Genomic DNA, 18,145 nt, shown 5'->3' with positions numbered 1-18,145 from the left:
CGATCGACCGTGCCGAAAGACAGCGGTAAAAACGGGGATGCCGCAATGTTCTAACGCTTCTTTGCGGCTGGCGTGCCGGAAGGTACGCGCAGCGGGGTCGAGCCGGCCACTACCGAAACAGGCTCCGGCTTTTTGGGTTGCTTCGGTTTCTTGGCCTCTTTATTGCCTTTTATTTGACCTTTTGCCATGAGATGACTCCTATTACGTGCATGCTCGCCGAGTGGTCGAGCGTGCGCCAAGTGTGCGCTGTTTTCAATGCATTGTCGCGAAACTTTCGGAATGCCTTGACACTATCGATGCCGACACGTACTGTGCGGGTCGAAGTGTTCAAGAAGTCGATTGCTGTACATCACGTCCCGTTTCCCTTAGCGGTATCTAGTTGTCCTCTCTCTACTTGACGCTCATTCGCTCCGATCCCGGAGCAGCACTCAATCTTTTTTAGGGGATTCGTAATGGATACCGGTATTGTCAAGTGGTTCAATGATGCAAAGGGCTTTGGTTTTATTACGCCGGATGCAGGCGGTGAAGATCTTTTCGCGCACTTCTCGGAAATTCGCGGTGACGGTTTCAAGTCGCTTGCTGAAAACCAGAAGGTGAGCTACGAAACGAAGCGCGGCCCGAAGGGCATGCAAGCTTCGAATATTTCGCCGCTGTAAAAGGGTGTTCTAGAGCGCGCGCGCTCCGGCGCCAGCGCTTTGGAAACAAGAAAAAGGCAGGTCCGCTTCGCGGGTCTGCCTTTTTTGTTTTCGTGTTCTCAGCTGTTTCACTCTCCCGTGCAGGACAGGTAGAAGCGCAGGCGTGTCGCTACGGTTGCCGCGGCTATTGCTTTCACGGTGCGACGCATTTCGGGTGGCGCCGCTCGGGGAAGGGCAAAAAAAAGCCCCGGCCGTCGGGGAACGGCGCGGGGCAAACAGACCAATCGCACACGGGGTGTGTGCAGGCCGAACATATCAAATGGGTAGCGATCGATCAGCGTGCAAGCCAACATAACGGCACGGTATTGAGATTTATTTTCATGGTCGATATCCGCGCGTGCCGGTCTGTCGAACCGACGTTTATTTGAAAGCGCGATTTAGGTGGTGTTGTGTGTGGTAACGCACATTCACGAAGCGCGAGGGCAGCTAAGCAGTTCGAGCTCGCGAAGCTCAGCATCAGTGCAGGCTCAAGCCAAGCCAAGCCAAGCCAGGCTAGGCCAAGCCAAGCCAAGCCAAGCTCAAAGAACAGGGATAGTGCGGTATCCGAAATTAGGCCTATCGACTTGCTGACCGAATCGGCATACTCATTGGCTGAAACGCATCACTCTGAAATGCGCGGCGGACTTATGCTCGCATCAAATCCCATGATGCCCAGAAGACGACGATGGAACCCCTTCAGATCGATGACCTCCCTTCCGCCATTCGTGCGGCCAAGCGCGAACTGCGCGCCCAGTTGCCGAACTACGCCGAGGTGTTCACCGAAGTCGAGGCCGACATCCGACAGCAGGCGAAGCGGATCATGGCCGAACGCAAACACGGTGTTTCAAGCATCCCCGAGCTCGACTTCGCGGACATCCGCGCGCAGCGCGTGAACCAGGCGACCCTCGCATCGATCAAGGAGCGCGGCGCCTGTGTGATCCGCCGTGTCTTCCCGCGCGAGCAAGCGGCCCGCTGGGACGCGCAGATCGCCGAATACGTCGAGACCAATGGTCTTGATCGCAAACTGCTCCATCGCGCCGAAGACAAGTACTTCGGCGAGCTCCAGTCGAGCAAGCCGCAGATCTATGGGATCTACTGGTCCAAACCGCAGGTCGAGGCGCGCCAGTCCGCCGCACTGACTGAGGCGCGCGTGTTCCTCAACCGCCTCTGGCGCGCCGAGAGCGACGGTGTGCGGCATTTCGATCCCGATCATGTGCCGGTTTATGCCGATCGCATCCGCCGCCGGCCGCCGGGTTCGGAGTCACTGGGCCTGTCCGCGCATTGCGACGGCGGTTCGGTCGAACGCTGGCTCGAGACGAATTTCCGGCAGGTCTACCGGCACGTGTACAGCGGGCAGTGGCGCGAGTACGACGCCTTCGACGCAGCTTATCGGCCCGATGTGCGCGAGATCGCCTCGCCCGCGGTCTGCTCGATGTTCCGGACCTTCCAGGGCTGGACTGCACTGACGCCGCAGGGTCCTGGCGACGGCACGCTTCAGTTGATCCCGATTGCCAATGCGATGGCCTATGTGCTGTTGCGCGCCCTGCAAGACGATGTGCCTGAAGATGATCTCTGCGGCGCGTTGCCGGGTCGCGCGTTGTCGATCAAGCCGGCCTGGCATGCGCCGCTGTTCGACGCGCTCGTCTCCATCCCGCCTATGCAGGCGGGCGATACGGTGTTCTGGCACAGCGACGTGATCCACGCGGTCGAGGACCGGCATCACGGAGCGGGTTACAGCAACGTCATGTATATCGCGTCGGTCCCCTCGTGCGCGAAGAACGATGCCTATCTGAAGCGGCAATTACCGAGTTTTCTCGAAGGCCGGAGCCCGCCGGACTTTCCGGCCGACGACTTCGAAATCGATTTCAGCGGCCGCGCTCGTGAGGACGACCTGTCACCGACGGGCAAGTCACAACTCGGCTTCGAGCTGGAGCGCACGGGTTCCATCCAGGTCTGAGGGGAGCACCCACCGCTATTTCAATCCAAGCCGCTTCGCCGACCGGCTGAGGTTCGCGCGATCCATGCCGAGTTCGCGGGCGGCCGAAGCCCAGTTGTTCCGATGGCGCTCGAGACTGGCGCGAATCAGTTCGCGCTCGTATTCGGCCATCGCCTGACGCAAGTCAGTGACCGGCGCGACGCTCGCGATGCCGGTGCCTGCTGCCGCATCGGGCAGTTCAAGATCGCTTGCCGCCAGCGTCAGAATGCGTGGGCGCTCCGGCTGAACGGCCAGCGCCCGTAGTGCGCTGCGGCCGATCAGGTGCTCGAGTTCGCGGATATTGCCGGGCCATGGATAGGCGAGCAAGGCCGCCTGCGCATCGGCGGCGATCCGGATGCTGCGCAGCCCGAGACGCGCGCGATTCTGCTCGAGAAAGAAGCCCGCGATCATCAGCACGTCGCGGCCGCGTTCGCGCAGCGGTGGCACCGTCAGCGGATAGACGCTCAGCCGGTGATAGAAGTCCGCGCGATACCGGCCGAGCCGCACTTCGTCGGCGAGGTTGCGGTTGGTCGCCGCGATGAGCCGCACGTCGACCTTGTGTTCCTGGTCGGAACCCACCCGCTGCAATTGCCCGCTCTGGAGCACGCGCAGCAGCTTCGCCTGACTCGCGAGCGGTAGCTCGCCGACTTCGTCGAGAAACAACGTGCCGCCGTCAGCCAGATCGAACTTGCCGCGCCGGTCGCTGATCGCACCCGAGAACGCGCCGCGTACATGGCCGAACAGTTCGCTTTCGACCAGTGTCTCGGGCAGTGCCGCGCAGTTCAGGCTGATCAGCGGTTTGTCCGCGCGCGGCGAGGCGGCATGGATCGCATGGGCGACGAGTTCCTTGCCGACACCGGTTTCACCCGTGATCAGCACGGTCAACTCGCTGTGCCCGACGACCTGGATCTCTTCGAGCAGGCGGCGATGCGCGGTGCTCTGTCCGATCATCTCGTGCGCGACCTCGCCTGCGGCGGCCCGGTAGGCTTCGGCGCGCTGGCGTTCCTGCTCATTGCGCCGCGCGAGTACGCCAATATGTTCGACCACGTTGACGGTGGCCGCGGCGAGGCTCGCGAAAGCCTCCAGCGAAGCGACATCAACCGTATCGAAACGCGCAGGGTCGAGCGCATCGAGCGTGAGCAGGCCCCAGGCGCGGCCGCCGACGTGCAGGGCACAACCCATGCAATCGTGGACCTCGAGCCTGTCGTGGATGCTCTGCACCAGTCCGTCGTAGGGATCGGGCAGATCGGAGTCCGGCGGAAAACGTGTCGCGCCCGGATGCCGGAGCAGGGCCTGCAGGCGTGGATGGTCGCTCACGCGAAAGCGCCGGCCAAGCGTATCGCTGCTGAGGCCATCGATCGCGACGGGCACGAGGATGTCGCCGTCGAGTCGAAGCAGCGCCGCCGCATCGCAGGGAAACAGCGCGCGCATGGAACCGAGCAGACGCTGATACCGCTCGGCGTCGGACAGCTCGCGAGAAAGATCGCCGACCAGCGGAATCAGGGTGTCCAGTAAGGCTTTTGAAGTCATAATGACTCGAGGTGAGTCGATTCGACTCGTGTCATATTGACCCACTATACCTTATCTAATTGATTATTAAATAATAAAATCAGGCATGGAAAGTGTATGAGAGGGAGGGCCTGTGGTCATGCAGTTCCAGGCGCTGCCTTTTTTGAGAGTGAAGCCCACTATGCTGTCCGCCGAACACCGCACTATCGTCAAAGCCACCGTTCCCCTGCTCGAAAGCGGGGGTGAGGCGCTCACGACCCACTTCTACAAAATGCTGCTCAGCGAGCATCCGGAAGTCCAGCCGCTGTTCAACCAGACCAATCAGGCGAGCGGTGCGCAACAGCGCGCGCTGGCCAACGGCGTGCTGATGTATGCACGTCATATCGACGAGCTCGAGCAGCTTGGCGGCCTCGTCTCGCAAATCGTCAACAAGCATGTGTCGCTGCAGATCCTGCCCGAGCACTATCCGCTCGTCGGCGGCTGCCTGCTGCGCTCGATTCGCGAAGTACTCGGCACGGAGATCGCGACCGATGCGGTCATCGAAGCGTGGGCCGCCGCCTACGGGCAGCTCGCCGATATCCTGATCGCTGCCGAGGCGAACATCTACGACGAAAAGGCGAACGCGCCCGGCGGCTGGCGCGGTGCGCGTCGGTTCACGGTCGCACGCAAAGTTCGCGAGAGCGAGGAGATCACCTCGTTCTATCTGCGGCCGGAAGACGGCAAGGCGCTGCTCGAATTCCATCCGGGCCAGTACATCGGCCTGCGCGTCGTGATCGACGGTCGCGAAATGCGCCGCAACTATTCGCTGTCAGCGGCGGCCTCATCGCATGAATACCGCATCAGTGTGAAGCGCGAGCCCAACGGGACGGTCTCGAAGTATCTGCACGACTCGATTGCCGAAGGTGGCATGCTCGAGCTGTTTCCGCCGGCGGGGGATTTCACGCTCGAGTTGAGCGAACGGCCGCTCGTGTTGATCAGCGGCGGTGTCGGCATCACGCCGACCCTCGCGATGCTTGAAACCGCGTTGAAGGCAAATCGCCCGGTGCACTTCATCCATGCGGCCCGGCACGGCGGTGTCCATGCCTTCCGCGACTGGATTGACGGTCTCGTCGCGCGGCATCCGCAACTCAAGCGTTTCTATTGCTACGCCGAGCAGCGCGACAGCGACCCGGCTGCCGATGCGATCGGCATGCTCGACCGCGATCTGCTCGCCCGCTGGCTGCCGGCCTCGCGCGACATCGACGTCTATTTCCTCGGGCCGCTGCCGTTCATGAAGGCGGTCAAGTGTCATCTGCTCGAACTGGGCGTGCCGGGCAAGCAAAGCCGGTATGAGTTCTTCGGCCCGGCGACGGCGCTCGACTAAGGTTAGGATAGTGGGACGCGATGGCACCTTCGGGTCCCGCTTGTCGCGGTCCCTGGGGCGACTCGGGGGCCGTGGACCGCGCCGGTATGCGCCGGCGCGCATCGGCGTGCACATTAACAAGGTTGAAGCAGTGCGAGGAAGGAAGTGGTGAGTTCGACACCGGATTTGTGTACCGAAGAGGAAGTCAGCGAGCTGGTCCACGCGTTCTACGCGAAGGTTCATGAAGACCCGCTGCTGGCGCCGATCTTCAACGCCCATGTGAAGGACTGGGAGCAGCACCTGGCGAAGATGGTCGACTTCTGGTCGTCGACGCTGCGCGGGACGGCACGCTATCGCGGCACGCCGATGCCCCGGCATGCCCAGTTGCCCGGGCTCGATCCGGAACTGTTCAAGCGATGGCTGAGCCTGTTTCACCAGACCACCCGCGCGCTTGGCAATGCGGCGATGCGCGATCGCGCCGACATGCTCGCGCCGCGAATCGCCGAAAGCCTCTGGTACGGCTATCAGATGTACAACAATCCTTCGAGCTTGCCGCGCGATCTCGATCCGCGTTGATTCAAGGCGCGACGCCACTCCATCTGTCCGTTCGCGTCTGTTCGTCCGGAAAGCAGACCTGTACCGGTCTAGGCGTCCCTTTGTGTCTCTTGCATGTGCGCGGTTGCCCGGGTGATCATCGACCGATCAACGTGAACGATGAGGAGTCGCACCAGGTGAGTCAAATTGCATTCAAGCAACTCGATGTATTTGCAAGCGAGCCTCTGAAGGGGAATCCTCTCGCTGTCGTGCTCGGTGCCGACGAACTCAGCGACGCGCAGATGGCCGCGTTCGCGCGCTGGACCAATCTGAGCGAAACGACCTTCGTGCTCAAGCCGACGAACCCGGCGGCTGACTACCGCGTGCGAATCTTCACGACGGTCACGGAACTTCCCTTCGCGGGACACCCGACGCTCGGCACCTGTCACGCGTGGCTCGAAGCCGGTGGTAAGCCGCAGGCGGAGCTCATCGTGCAGGAATGTGGAGTCGGCCTGGTTCGCATCCGGCGCGAAGGTCAACGCCTCGCGTTTGCCGCACCGCCGCTGCGCCGCACGGGCGAGGTGGAGCCCGAACTGCTTGGACGGATCGCGCGGGGGCTTGGCATTGCGTCGCAAGCGATCGTCGCCTCGCAATGGGTCGACAACGGCCCGGGATGGGTTGCCGTGATGCTGGCCGACCGCGCGGACGTCCTCGCCTTGCAGCCCGACTATCCGGCCCTGGCCGGGATCAAGCTCGGTGTCGTCGCGCCATGGCATGCGGGTGGCGACGCGGACTTCGAAGTCCGCGCGTTCATCGCAGGCGAAGCCGTGTTCGAAGACCCGGTCACGGGCAGCCTGAACGCGAGCCTCGCTCAATGGCTGATTGGCAACGGCAGGGCGCCCGCGCGTTATATCGCGAGCCAGGGCACCGCAATGGGTCGCGCGGGACGTGTCCATATTGAACAGATCGGCGACGACATCTGGGTCGGCGGCGCGGCGCTTACGTGTATCGACGGGACCTTGTCGCTTTAGCGCCTTACTCTTGCGTCTTGGCGAATGGTGAACGGCGCGCGAGTTGCGAGACCAGGATCGCGCGTGGCGCTTCGATGACGAGATCACTCCGGGCAACCGAGACGCAGGGCAGGATCAGGCCCTCGGTCTTTTCATCGGCGCTCACGCCGGGCCATTCGATGGTGTAGGCGGTCTGCCCGCTTTTCACGGGGCACAGGCAGGCCCGGCACGTGCCGTTGCGGCACGAGCTCGGCAGCACGAAGCCGGCCTCGCGGGCGGCCTGCAGGATCGGTACGTCGGCGGGCGCGGTGAACGTCCAGCCCGCAGGCTCGATGACGACGGTGAAGGTAGGGGCGGAACTCGGCATGGTCCGCCATTCTATGAAATCTTCAGCGCGCCTGCAGCGGGCTGGCCGCGCGACTCAGCAAGACCGGAATCGACTTCGAGGCAGGGGTCCCCGCGCCGATCGCAAAGCTTTCGAGCGGCACGAGCGGATTGGTCTCCGGGTAGTACGCGCCGAGGGAACCTCGGGGGATGTCGTACTCGACCAGCATGAAGCCGTCGGCCCGGCGCTCGATGCCGTCTTCCCAGACGCTTTTCAAATCGACCCAGTCGCCGTTGGCGAAACCGAGCATCTCGAGGTCGCCTCGATTGATGAAGACCACGCGACGTTGGCCATAAACACCACGATAGCGGTCGTCCTGCCCATAGATCGTCGTGTTGTACTGGTCATGCGAACGGGTCGTCATCAGGGTCATCAGCTGCTCGCCATGCTTCTGGCGCGCGCGATGCAAGGGCGTATCGGTATCGACTGCATGCGCAATGAACTGCGCCTTGCCGCTGGCCGTCTTCCAGACACGATCGCGCGAAGCGACGCCGAGGTGAAAACCGCCGGGCTTCGCGACACGCGCATTGAAGTCGTCGAAACCATCGATGACACCCTCGATCGCATCGCGAATCCGTGCGTAGTCCTGCGCATACCAGCGCCAGTCGACCTTGTCCTGGCCAAGCGTCGCCTCGCCCATGCGCGCGACGATCGCGGTCTCCGACAGCAGGTTCGGCGAGGCGGGCTTGTTCATCCCGTAGGAGATATGGACCATGCTCATCGAGTCTTCGACGGTCACGCCCTGGGCGACGCCATCCTGCAGGTCGATCTCGGTACGGCCGAGCGTCGGCAGGATCAGCGCGTCCTTGCCGTGGATCAGATGGCTTCGATTGAGCTTGGTCGTGACCTGGACTGTCAGCGCGCACGCGCGCAGCGCCTCCCAGGTACGCGGGGTATCAGGCGTGGCGATCGAGAAATTGCCGCCGAGGCCGACGAACACCTTGACCTTGCCCTCGAGCATCGCCTGGATCGTCTCGATCGTGTCATAGCCATGTTCGCGCGGCGGCTCGAACCTGAATACCTTGCCGAGGCGGTCGAGAAATGCGCTCGAGGGCTTCTCATCGATCCCCATGGTGCGGTCGCCCTGCACGTTCGAGTGGCCGCGCACCGGGCACAGCCCGGCGCCACGCCGGCCGATATTGCCGCGCATCATCATGAGGTTCGACAACATCTGGATTGTCGCCACGGAATTGCGGTGCTGGGTCAGGCCCATTCCCCATGTGACGATCACACGCTCGCCCTTGCAATAGATCTCGGCGAGGCGGACGATCTCTTCGCGCGGCACACCCGATTCTTCGATCAGGAGAGCCCAGTCTTCGGCGCGCAGGTCGGCCGCGAAGGCGTCGAAGCCGGTGGTGTGTTCGTCGATGAAGGCGGTGTCGAGCACGCGTTTTGTGCCGTTCGAGATGGCTTCGTCATCGCGCTCGAGCACGTACTTGGCGATGGCCTTGATCAGGGCGAAATCGCCGCTGAGCTTGGGGCGCACGAAGACGGTCGCGATCGGCGTGCTCGACATCGTGAGCATCTCGGTCGGATGCGAGGGGCTCGTGAAGCGCTCGAGTCCGCGCTCGCGCAGCGGATTGATCGAGACGATCGTCGCGCCGCGCCGGGAAACCTCGCGTAGCTCGCCGAGCATGCGCGGATGATTGGTCGCGGGGTTCTGGCCAAAGACCAGCAGCGTGTCGCAGTGTTCGAAGTCATCGAGCGTGACCGTGCCCTTGCCAATGCCGACCGTGTTCGGCAGGCCGCGGCTGGTGGGCTCGTGACACATGTTCGAGCAGTCGGGAAAGTTGTTGGTGCCGTATAGCCGTACGAACAACTGGAAGAGAAAGGCGGCCTCGTTGGCGGCCCGGCCCGACGTATAGAAGGCCGCCTCGTTCGGGTCGTCGAGCCGCTTCAGGTGATCTGCGATCAGCGCGAACGCATCGTCCCAGCTGATCGGCAGATACTTGTCGCTGGCCGCATCGTAGACCAGCGGGTCGGTCAGGCGGCCGTGAAACTCGAGCTCGTAGTCCGACTGCTGCATGAGTTCGGCGACCGTGTACCGGGCGAACAAATCGGGTGTCGCGCGTTTGCTGGTCGCTTCGGCCGCGACGGCCTTGACGCCGTTTTCGCAGAATTCGAAGGTCGATGCGTGTTCGCGATCGGGCCACGCACAGCCGGGGCAATCGAAGCCGTCGGGCTGGTTCTGCTTGAGCAGGGTTCGGTAGTGGGCGCCCGGCACACGCTCGCGTACGAGATTGATTGCGACCTGCTTGAGTGCGCCCCAGCCGGCTGCCGCATGCGTATACGGTTCGATGCGAGCGTCGTGTGTCGATTTGGCCATTGAATATATTGTCGTGCCCAAGCGCGTTGCTTCAAGTCTTGCCAGCTTCGCCCAGGAACACTTTATTGGATCGAGGCCGCGAGCTTAAGTCGGACCATTGTCGAAAAAGAAGTACAGTTCGCGCTTGCTGAGAGGGGTACAGTTTGAGCCCAACGCGCTCCACGGGCGAAGTTGCGAATTCTTTGATGTAAATGTGATGCTCTTCTTTTATTCTGTGCGCCTGATTCAACCACCCTGTTCTAAGTGGAGCAGGGGAGACCACTCAATGGAGTAATGATGTACGCAGAAAGCATCGATAAATTCGCAAAGGTCGGCGCGCACAAGGTATCGGCTATTCTCCGCTCGCCACTTGCATTCCTGATTGGCGCGGCAATGGCCGGCGCTTATATCGGCTTTGGTGACATTCTCATGATCTCGGTCGGCGCGCATGTCGATCCGGCCTATGTGCACCTCGTGATGGGCGGCGTGTTTGCCTGCGCGCTGACCATCGTCGTCTTCGCCGGATCAGACCTGTTCACCGGTACCGCGATGTATATGCCGCTCGCAGCCCTGCGTGGGGAGACCGGCATCGGCGGTGTGGTGTTGGTCTGGGTGGTTTGCTGGATCGGCAACCTGATCGGGGCGATCATCCTGGCGGCCTTGCTTCATTTGGCGGGTGGCGGCGTGTTGCTGACCGACGGTTTGCCGGTGTTCATGAAGATCGTCGCGGCAAAGATGGCCGCTCCCGGCTCCGCCCTTTTCGCGCGCGGGCTGCTGTGCAACTGGCTGGTCTGCCTGGCCATCTGGATGGCGGCGCGCACCAACAACGACGGTGCCAAGCTCGGCCTGATCTTCTGGCCGGTGTTCGCATTCGTCGCCTGCGGCTTCGAGCACAGTGTCGCGAACATGTTCGTGTTCGCCCTCGCGCTGATGGTCGATCATCCGGCCGAAGTCACGCTCGCCGGTGCGATCCACAATGAGCTGTTCGTCACGCTGGGCAATCTGGCCGGCGGCGCCGTGTTCATGGCGCTCGGCTACTGGTTCCAGGACGGTGGCATCGGCCATCCGTCGAAGACCCGCGTGCCGGCCGGCACCGTCGGCACGACCAGCACCCAGTGACGTAGTAAAGCAAGGCTGCTCGCGCTTGATACGCTCGATCGGCTGATGGGTGTTCAAACCCACGTTCGAACGAATAGCGCCCGCCTCGGTAAAACGAGGCGGGCGTTTCGCATTTGGGGCCGCCTTTCGCCTTCCGGCTGGGCTTCTGCGCGGCCCGCCTCGTATTTGCCGGATTAGTCAGGGTAATTACGGAGCCTCATCGACTCCATTTTTCTGCAAATCTGCCGTAAATAAGGGTTGAGGTATTACCCGCACTGTCCGGATTAACGTAGTCAGTGCCTGACGAGTCTTGCATGCGATTAACTTTTAATTCGCAGTGGCGCGCTGCACGGACGCCGAACACAGGATGGACTTATGTCCTGATCCTGATCCTGTTCGCGACCACCTTTGATGCAAGCGTGGCCTTTTTCTGCATCAAGTCCGAGCGCAGCTCGCAGGCTGAACTCGTCCAGACGGCGACGGTCAAGCAGGCGCTCGATTCGCTGCAGGATGCGTTGCTTCAGGTCAATGCCGTGGTGTCCTCGGGTATTGCAGCGCCCACGGTCATCGGCGAGCGCAGCCTCGAAGCCCAACGCAACCAGGCAGCTCGAGATTCGCTCGACGTCCTGTCAGCACTCGGTCCCGCCCGCGCGGTGACAAAAGACGGCCTGAGCCTGCACGACCTGGCGGTGCAATATCTCGAGTCAGCCAGCGCGACGCTCCAACGCCTGCGCGGCAGTGAGGCGCTCATGAGCGAGGGTACGACTGGGCTGATGCCGCTCAATGTGCGGCTCAATGCCGTCCTCAACGAGATTGCCCGCGAGCGCGCCGTCGAAAACCAGCGCGTGACGCGCGCCATGGCGAGTGTGTTCGGCTGGTCGTACTGGGTGGTCGGCATCCTGCTCGCGACCGTCATCGTGACCAATGTGTTGATGATCTTCCTGTTCTCGCGTTTCGTCGCGACGCGCAAGGCCGAGCTCGACGCGATGCGCACGCTCGCGATGTCGGACCACCAGTTGCGACTGCTGAGCAAGGCGCTCGAAGACAGTTTGAACGGTGTGCTGATCAGCCGGGCCGACGACAAGCAGGGGCGCATCGAATACGCGAATCCCGCGGTGACGGCGATGCTCGGCTATACGAGCGAGGAACTGATCGGGATGAGAGGCGAAGCGCTCGCCGATGTCGAGGATGTCGCCGAAATGCGCGCCATGCTGGCCCAGACCGGCCAGTACCGCAAGCTCGTGCATCTCAGGAGCAAGTCGGGCGAGCGGGTTGGCGTGCAGATGTGCATCTCGTCCGTGGTCGACGACGTGACCGAGCCGGCCTATTACGTCTGCGTGCTCAACGACGTCAGCGAGCTGCTGGCCTCGCGCGAACGCCTGCGCCAGCAGGCCAAGATCGATACACTGACGCACCTGCCCAATCGCAACGAACTGCTCGAGCGGCTCGATGCGATGCTTGTGGAAGCCGCGCGGGAGAACACCACCTGTGCCGTGCTGTTCCTCGATCTCGATCATTTCAAGTTCATCAACGACACGCTCGGCCACGCGACGGGCGATGCCCTGCTGCGCGACGTTTCATCGCACCTGCGCAAGCGGTTGCCGCGCGACGTGCTGATCGCGCGCTACGGCGGCGACGAGTTCGTGATCGCAGTCTGCGGCTACGACGTGGCGCAGATCGAGACCTTGTGCCGAGACGTGCTCGACGCGATTGGCGAGCCGGTTTTCAGCGGCACGAGCGAGCTGCACGTGGATGGCAGTATCGGCGTCGCCCTGTGTCCGAGCCATGCGCGCTCGGCATCAGACCTGCTGCGTTGCGCGGATGCCGCGATGTACCTCGCCAAGGCCGACGGCCGCAACTGCACGCGTTTTTTCGAGCCGGCCCTGGGCCGCGAGATCGAGGCGCGGCTCGGCATGTCGAATCAGTTGCGCCGCGCGCTCGCCGAGCGCGAACTCTATCTGGTCTATCAGCCGCAGTATTCCCTGTCGACCCATCAGCTGACCGGGATCGAGGCACTGGTGCGCTGGCGTGACGCGCACGGGCATCTGTATATGCCGTCCGAGTTCATCCCGATTGCCGAGCAGCACGGCCTGATCGGCCGGCTCGGCGAATATGTGCTCAACGAGGCGCTTGCCCAGCTCGCGGCGTGGCGCGCGGCGAGCCTGCCGCTCGTGGCGGTGTCGGTCAACGTCGCGCCCCAGCAATTCGCGAGCGGCGACTTCGTGTCGACCGTGCTCGAATGCCTTGCCCGTCACCAGATCGAGCCGCACTGGCTCGAACTCGAGATTACCGAGAACTCGCTGGTCCAGAACGCGAGCCGCACGCTCGCCCAGTTGCAAACCTTGCGCAGCTACGGAATCCGGATCGCGATCGACGATTTCGGCACGGGATACTCGAGTCTGTCATACCTCGATACCTATGAGATCGACCGGCTCAAGATCGACCGGTCCTTTGTCAGCGAGCTCGAGACCCGCACCTCGCGCGCGGGCATCGTGCGGGGGGTCATCATGCTCGCCAAAGGGCTCGGCTACGGCGTCGTGGCCGAAGGCGTCGAGACCACCGGCCAGCTTGCGATGCTGCGTGCAAGCGGCTGTGGTTACGCACAGGGCTACCTGTTCTCCAAGCCGTTGCTGCCCGACCAGATCGTCCCGCTGCTGCGCGCGCCGTTTCGTTCGCCTGCCGGTACGACGGCCAGCAGCGAAGCGCCGGAATTGTTTCGTTTCGACGTCTGATGGTGCGCTTCGCCACCTGATCTTTCCCGTTCGATCGTTTCCTTTCAAACCCGCTCGTCGCTTATCATTTCGCTTGTCTTGCCCGGGGGTCACAAACCGCCGCGGCAACTCGGGACGAACCGTCCCGCCCTGACCGCGCAGGAGATACGAGCATGATGGTTGTCCGCAATGCCCGTCAGTCCGACCTCGAGGCCGTGCTGTCACTCGCCAACGAAACCGGGCCCGGGCTGACGACGCTCAAGCCGGACCGCGCCGCTCTCGGCGCACGCATCGATCGCGCGCTGCGCACCGTGCGCGGCGAGGCCAAGCTGTTCGAGCAGGGTTATCTGTTCGTCATGGAAGACAGCACGAACGGCGACATCGTCGGCGTCTGCGGGCTCGAAGCGTCGGTCGGCCTCGAGCTGCCGTTTTATAACTATCGCGTGAGCACGGTGGTCCATGCGAGCAAGGAGCTCAACGTCTGGTCGCGGACCTCGCTGCTGACGATTTCCCACGACCTGACGGGCTATGCCGAACTCTGCTCCTTGTTTCTGAGCCCGCGTGCGCGCGCGAGCGGAGCGGGGGGCTTGCTGTCGCGCTCGCGTTTCATGTTCATTGCGCAGTTTCAGGAACGCTTCCCCCAGCGGATCTGCGCCGAGATGCGCGGCTATTTCGACGAGCACGGCGAGTCGCCGTTCTGGCGGGCCCTCGGCTCGCATTTCTACCAGATCGATTTCAATGCGGCCGACTATTTGAGCGCGCAAGGCAAGAAGGCGTTCATCGCCGAGCTCATGCCGCGCCATCCCGTCTATGTCCAGCTGTTGCCCGAAGCCGCGCAGGCGAGCATCGGCGTGACGCATGCCGATACCTTGCCGGCCAGGCGCATGCTCGAATCCGAGGGGCTGCGCTACGAGAACCACGTCGATATCTTCGACGCGGGGCCGGTCCTCGAATGCCACGTCTCCGATTTGCGGACGGTGCGCGCGAGCCGCGTGTTGCGGGTCGGCGCGGTCGATGAAGACACGAGCGAACTGCGCTGCCTCGTCTCGAATCTGGCGCTTGTCGAGTTTCGCGTGATCGCCGTGTCCGCGCGCACGGATGGTTCGTCCATTGCATTGAGCGCCGCGCAGGCCGCGGCGCTCAATGTCAGCCTGGGTGGCGAAGTCCGCGTGCTGGCTCAGGCGACACCGGCAGCCACGGCAGCGGGACTTCATTCCTGACACGGATCTGAAACAGCTTCTGGAACAGATAATGCAAGCTACGAGGACTCAGCTGGAGCGGACGGGGGCCCCGGTGCCGACCGCGTTCGAAGCGAATTTCGATGGGCTCGTCGGTCCGACGCACAACTATGCGGGACTGTCGTTCGGCAACGTCGCGTCTCAATCGAACGAGAAGCGTATCGCGAATCCGAAGCAGGCGGCCCTGCAGGGCCTTCACAAGATGAAAGCGCTCGCCGATCTCGGTTACCGGCAGGCCGTGTTGCCGCCGCACGAGCGTCCATCGGTCAGCCTGTTGCGAACGCTGGGTTTCGGAGGAGGCAGCGGCAGCAATGGCGGCGACGCGGAGGTGATTCGCCGCGCGGCGGCCGAGGCACCCGAACTGCTAGCGGCCGCGAGCTCAGCCTCGGCGATGTGGGCGGCGAATGCGGCCACGGTCAGTCCATCGGCCGATACGGCCGACGGGCGCGTGCATTTCACGCCGGCCAATCTTGCATTCAATCTCCATCGTTCCATCGAACACCGCACGACACAGCGGCTGCTCGCGGCACTGTTTCCGTCCGAACGGCATTTCGCGGTTCATCCGGCCTTGCCCGGAACGCCTGTGCTGGGCGATGAAGGCGCGGCGAACCACACGCGTTTCTGCGGACCCTATGGGGCGCGCGGTGTCGAGTTCTTTGTGTACGGACGCCGTGCCTATGGCGGGGGCATTGCGCCATCGCGCTATCCGGCTCGGCAGACCTTGGAGGCCAGTCAGGCGATCGCACGCAGACACGGCCTGTCCACCAGCGCGACGGTGTTTGCGCAGCAGCGTCCGGATGTGATCGATGCGGGGGTGTTTCACAACGACGTAATCGCGGTCGGCAACCAGCAGGTGTTGTTCTGCCATGAGCGTGCGTTCGTCGAGCAAGCATCGGTCTACGAAGTCTTGCGCGAGAAGCTGGCCCGGCACGGCGCGACGCTGCAGGTGGTCGAGGTGCCGGATGCCGAGGTGAGCGTCGGCGACGCGGTGTCTTCCTACCTGTTCAACAGTCAGCTACTTGCGCGTGCCGATGGTCGCCAGTTGCTGGTCGTGCCGCAGGAATGCATGGAGAACCCGAGCGTTGCCGCCTGGCTCGAACGATTGAGAGACGCGGACGGTCCGATTGCCGGACAGCGCGTATTCGATCTGCGCGAGAGCATGCGCAATGGCGGTGGCCCCGCCTGCCTTCGCTTGCGCGTGGCCCTGAACGACGCTGAAATCGCCGCCGTCGCACCGTCGGTCTGGATGAACGATGCGCTGCATGCCGTGTTGAGTGCGTGGGTCGAACGACACTATCGCGACAGGCTCGGCGTCGATGACCTTGCCGATCCGCAGTTGCTCGTCGAGTCGCGCACGGCGCTCGACGAACTGACCACGCTGCTGGGTATCGGCCCTGTCTACGAGTTCCAGCTGGCGTGACTACAGCACTGCCACCATCCCGTCCGTGCGGGGCTCCGTGCCGCCGCACAGCACGCCGGTTTGGGGATCGCGCAGGATGATCTGGCCGCGACCATAGTCGGTCGAATGATGATCGACGTAGACATCGTGGCCGCGTGCCGCCATCTCGTGAACACGCGAATTCGGGTAGGCCTGCTCGAAGCCGAAACGACGTTTGCCGAACCATTGCCAGCGCGGCGCGTCGAGCGCGGCTTGCGGATTGAGTCCGAAATCGATCATGTTCATCAGTACCTGCACATGCCCTTGCGGCTGCATGAAGGCGCCCATCACGCCGAACGGTCCGAGCGCCTCGCCGTTGCGCGTCAGGAAGCCCGGAATAATCGTGTGGTAGGGCTTCTTGCCCGGCGCGTAGGCATTGTGATGTCCGGGATCGAGGCTGAAACCCGCTCCGCGGTTCTGCAGCACGATCCCCGTGCCCGGCACGATCATCGCCGAGCCGAAGTCACGGTAGTGGCTCTGGATATACGAGACCATATTGCCATCGCTGTCCGCGGTCGACAGATAGACCGTGCCCCCCGGTACCGGTTCGCCGTGGGCCGGATCGCCCGCCTGCGCGCCGATCAGCGCACGGCGCCGCGCCGCGTAGTCGTCGCTGAGCAGCGCCTCGAGCGGCATCTTCATCCGATGATGTTCAGTGATGTAATGCTGGCCGTCCGCGAAGGCGAGCTTGATGGCTTCGAGCTGGCGATGCAGCGTCAGCGGATCGTCGCGCCCGCGCAGGTCGTCAAAGCCCTTGAGGATATTCAGTGCAAGCAGGGCGACGAGGCCCTGGCCGTTCGGCGGGATCTCCCAGACCTGATAGCCCCGGTAGTCGATCGAAATCGGCTTGACCCATTCGGGCTCGTAGCTCGCGAGATCGCTGGCGCGCAGGTAGCCGCCGGTCTTTTGCGAGAAGGCGTCGATCGCGCGGGCCAGTTCGCCGCGATAGAAGCTTTCGCATTCGGTTGCCGCCAGCTCTTCGAGCGTGCGGGCCTGCTCTTCCCAGCGATGGACTTCGCCAGGCAGTGGCGCCTGACCGTCCGGTGCGAATACGTCGAACCAGCGTTGCGCGATCTCGTCGCCCGCGGCCTTGCGCAGGGTGTCGCCGCTACGGAACGCCTGCTCTGACTTCTGCCAGAGCTGACTGATCACCGGCGTGACCGCAAAGCCGTCGCGCGCCAGCGCGATCGCCGGCGCGAGCAACTCCTTGAACGGCAGTTTGCCGAAACGGCGTGACAGCGTCGCCCAGGAAGCGGGGCAGCCGGGCACCGTGACCGGCGTCCAGCCGTGTAGCGGCATCGTCTCATGACCTGCACTGCGAATGTGTTCGAGCGTGAGGCCGGCCGGTGCCGGACCGCTCGCATTGAGCCCGTGCAATTCGCCCGTGCCGGTCAGCGGGTCGCGGATCCAGACCAGTGCGAAGGCATCGCCGCCGATGCTGCAACTGGTCGGCTCGACGACCGTGAGGGCGGCCGCGGTCGCGATGGCCGCATCGATCGCATTGCCGCCGCGCGCGAGCATGTCGCGCCCGATCTGGGCGGCCACCGGCTGCGAAGCCGCGACCATGCCGCCGCGGCCGTAGACCACGCTGCGACGGGAGGGGTAGGGGGAATGGTGCGAAAAAGCGGCCAGCATGGTAACGACGAACCTCGTGAATGGCAGGAAGAGATGACCGATACATTAACTGATATCGCGCGAAGCAGTGCGCAACCGCGATTCCCGTGATATCCGCGGCACTCCGACATGCGCCCCGATGTTTAGCGCGCGCCGGAATCCGGCTTGCGCCTGCCGTGCGGCGCGGTTATAAATCGCGAGTGTTCGCTGCCTCGGCACGGGGGCTCGGGCATACGGAGGTGTCGACATCTACGCCGCAGCCGGCAGGCATCGCGCGTCATGCGTCACCGATGTCATTCGTCGCAGCAGCGT

14 protein-coding genes are annotated in these 18,145 nt (G+C 63.3%); 9 read left to right on the top strand and 5 right to left on the bottom strand.

What is annotated here, in order from left to right:
- Positions 1–50 precede the first annotated feature (50 nt).
- A complete protein-coding gene (locus HV670_RS09770) occupies positions 51–188 on the bottom strand; it encodes a hypothetical protein (RefSeq protein WP_175104566.1) in 138 nt (45 codons plus the stop codon).
- A 264-nt stretch (positions 189–452) separates the two neighbouring features.
- On the opposite strand from HV670_RS09770, the gene HV670_RS09765 reads away from it, so the two are divergent.
- Together HV670_RS09765 and HV670_RS09760 are read left to right on the top strand one after the other, a co-directional pair.
- Entirely contained in the window at positions 453–656 is a 204-nt protein-coding gene (locus tag HV670_RS09765) for a cold-shock protein (RefSeq protein ID WP_175104565.1), read from the top strand.
- Positions 657–1,359: 703 nt separating this feature from the next.
- The gene (locus HV670_RS09760) at positions 1,360–2,631 is read left to right on the top strand and encodes a DUF1479 domain-containing protein (protein ID WP_175104564.1); all 1,272 of its coding nucleotides are present in this window, start codon (positions 1,360–1,362) and stop codon (positions 2,629–2,631) included.
- 15 nt (positions 2,632–2,646) lie between these two features.
- On the opposite strand, the gene norR is transcribed toward HV670_RS09760, so the two are convergent.
- Positions 2,647–4,179, bottom strand: coding sequence for a nitric oxide reductase transcriptional regulator NorR (gene norR, locus HV670_RS09755; RefSeq protein ID WP_175104563.1), 1,533 nt, complete (start codon positions 4,177–4,179; stop codon positions 2,647–2,649).
- Between the two features lie 160 nt (positions 4,180–4,339).
- Between norR and hmpA the strand changes: the two genes are divergently transcribed.
- From hmpA to HV670_RS09740, 3 genes are all read left to right on the top strand, one after another.
- Positions 4,340–5,521 (top strand): NO-inducible flavohemoprotein, encoded by a 1,182-nt coding sequence (hmpA, locus tag HV670_RS09750; RefSeq protein WP_175104562.1) that lies wholly within the window; start codon positions 4,340–4,342, stop codon positions 5,519–5,521.
- A 147-nt stretch (positions 5,522–5,668) separates the two neighbouring features.
- Complete coding sequence (locus tag HV670_RS09745; RefSeq protein ID WP_175104561.1) at positions 5,669–6,076, top strand: group III truncated hemoglobin; 408 nt, start codon at positions 5,669–5,671, stop codon at positions 6,074–6,076.
- A 155-nt stretch (positions 6,077–6,231) separates the two neighbouring features.
- Positions 6,232–7,065, top strand: a complete 834-nt coding sequence (locus HV670_RS09740; RefSeq protein WP_175104560.1) for a PhzF family phenazine biosynthesis protein — start codon at positions 6,232–6,234, stop codon at positions 7,063–7,065.
- A 4-nt stretch (positions 7,066–7,069) separates the two neighbouring features.
- On the opposite strand, the gene HV670_RS09735 is transcribed toward HV670_RS09740, so the two are convergent.
- Both HV670_RS09735 and HV670_RS09730 read right to left on the bottom strand, forming a co-directional pair.
- The gene (locus HV670_RS09735; RefSeq protein WP_175104559.1) at positions 7,070–7,411 is read right to left on the bottom strand and encodes a 2Fe-2S iron-sulfur cluster-binding protein; all 342 of its coding nucleotides are present in this window, start codon (positions 7,409–7,411) and stop codon (positions 7,070–7,072) included.
- Between the two features lie 22 nt (positions 7,412–7,433).
- Positions 7,434–9,755 (bottom strand): FdhF/YdeP family oxidoreductase, encoded by a 2,322-nt coding sequence (locus HV670_RS09730; RefSeq protein WP_175104558.1) that lies wholly within the window; start codon positions 9,753–9,755, stop codon positions 7,434–7,436.
- A 273-nt stretch (positions 9,756–10,028) separates the two neighbouring features.
- On the opposite strand from HV670_RS09730, the gene HV670_RS09725 reads away from it, so the two are divergent.
- The 4 genes from HV670_RS09725 to astB all read left to right on the top strand — a co-directional run bounded on the left by HV670_RS09725 (position 10,029) and on the right by astB (position 16,201).
- Complete coding sequence (locus HV670_RS09725; RefSeq protein WP_246257185.1) at positions 10,029–10,853, top strand: formate/nitrite transporter family protein; 825 nt, start codon at positions 10,029–10,031, stop codon at positions 10,851–10,853.
- Between the two features lie 293 nt (positions 10,854–11,146).
- Positions 11,147–13,564 carry a putative bifunctional diguanylate cyclase/phosphodiesterase gene (locus tag HV670_RS09720; RefSeq protein ID WP_175104557.1) on the top strand — a complete coding sequence of 806 codons (2,418 nt, stop codon included), beginning with the start codon at positions 11,147–11,149 and terminating at the stop codon, positions 13,562–13,564.
- 152 nt (positions 13,565–13,716) lie between these two features.
- Positions 13,717–14,763, top strand: coding sequence for an arginine N-succinyltransferase (gene astA / locus HV670_RS09715; RefSeq protein WP_175104556.1), 1,047 nt, complete (start codon positions 13,717–13,719; stop codon positions 14,761–14,763).
- A gap of 31 nt (positions 14,764–14,794) precedes the next feature.
- A complete protein-coding gene (gene astB, locus HV670_RS09710; RefSeq protein ID WP_175104555.1) occupies positions 14,795–16,201 on the top strand; it encodes an N-succinylarginine dihydrolase in 1,407 nt (468 codons plus the stop codon).
- Here astB and HV670_RS09705 read toward each other — a convergent pair whose 3' ends face one another.
- Positions 16,202–17,854, bottom strand: a complete 1,653-nt coding sequence (locus HV670_RS09705; RefSeq protein WP_175104554.1) for a gamma-glutamyltransferase family protein — start codon at positions 17,852–17,854, stop codon at positions 16,202–16,204. It abuts the gene before it with no gap.
- Positions 17,855–18,145: the final 291 nt, after the last annotated feature.

It is taken from the genome of Pararobbsia alpina (assembly GCF_902859895.1).
GTDB lineage: Bacteria > Pseudomonadota > Gammaproteobacteria > Burkholderiales > Burkholderiaceae > Pararobbsia > Pararobbsia alpina.
This window is presented reverse-complemented; position numbering and strand designations above follow the sequence as displayed.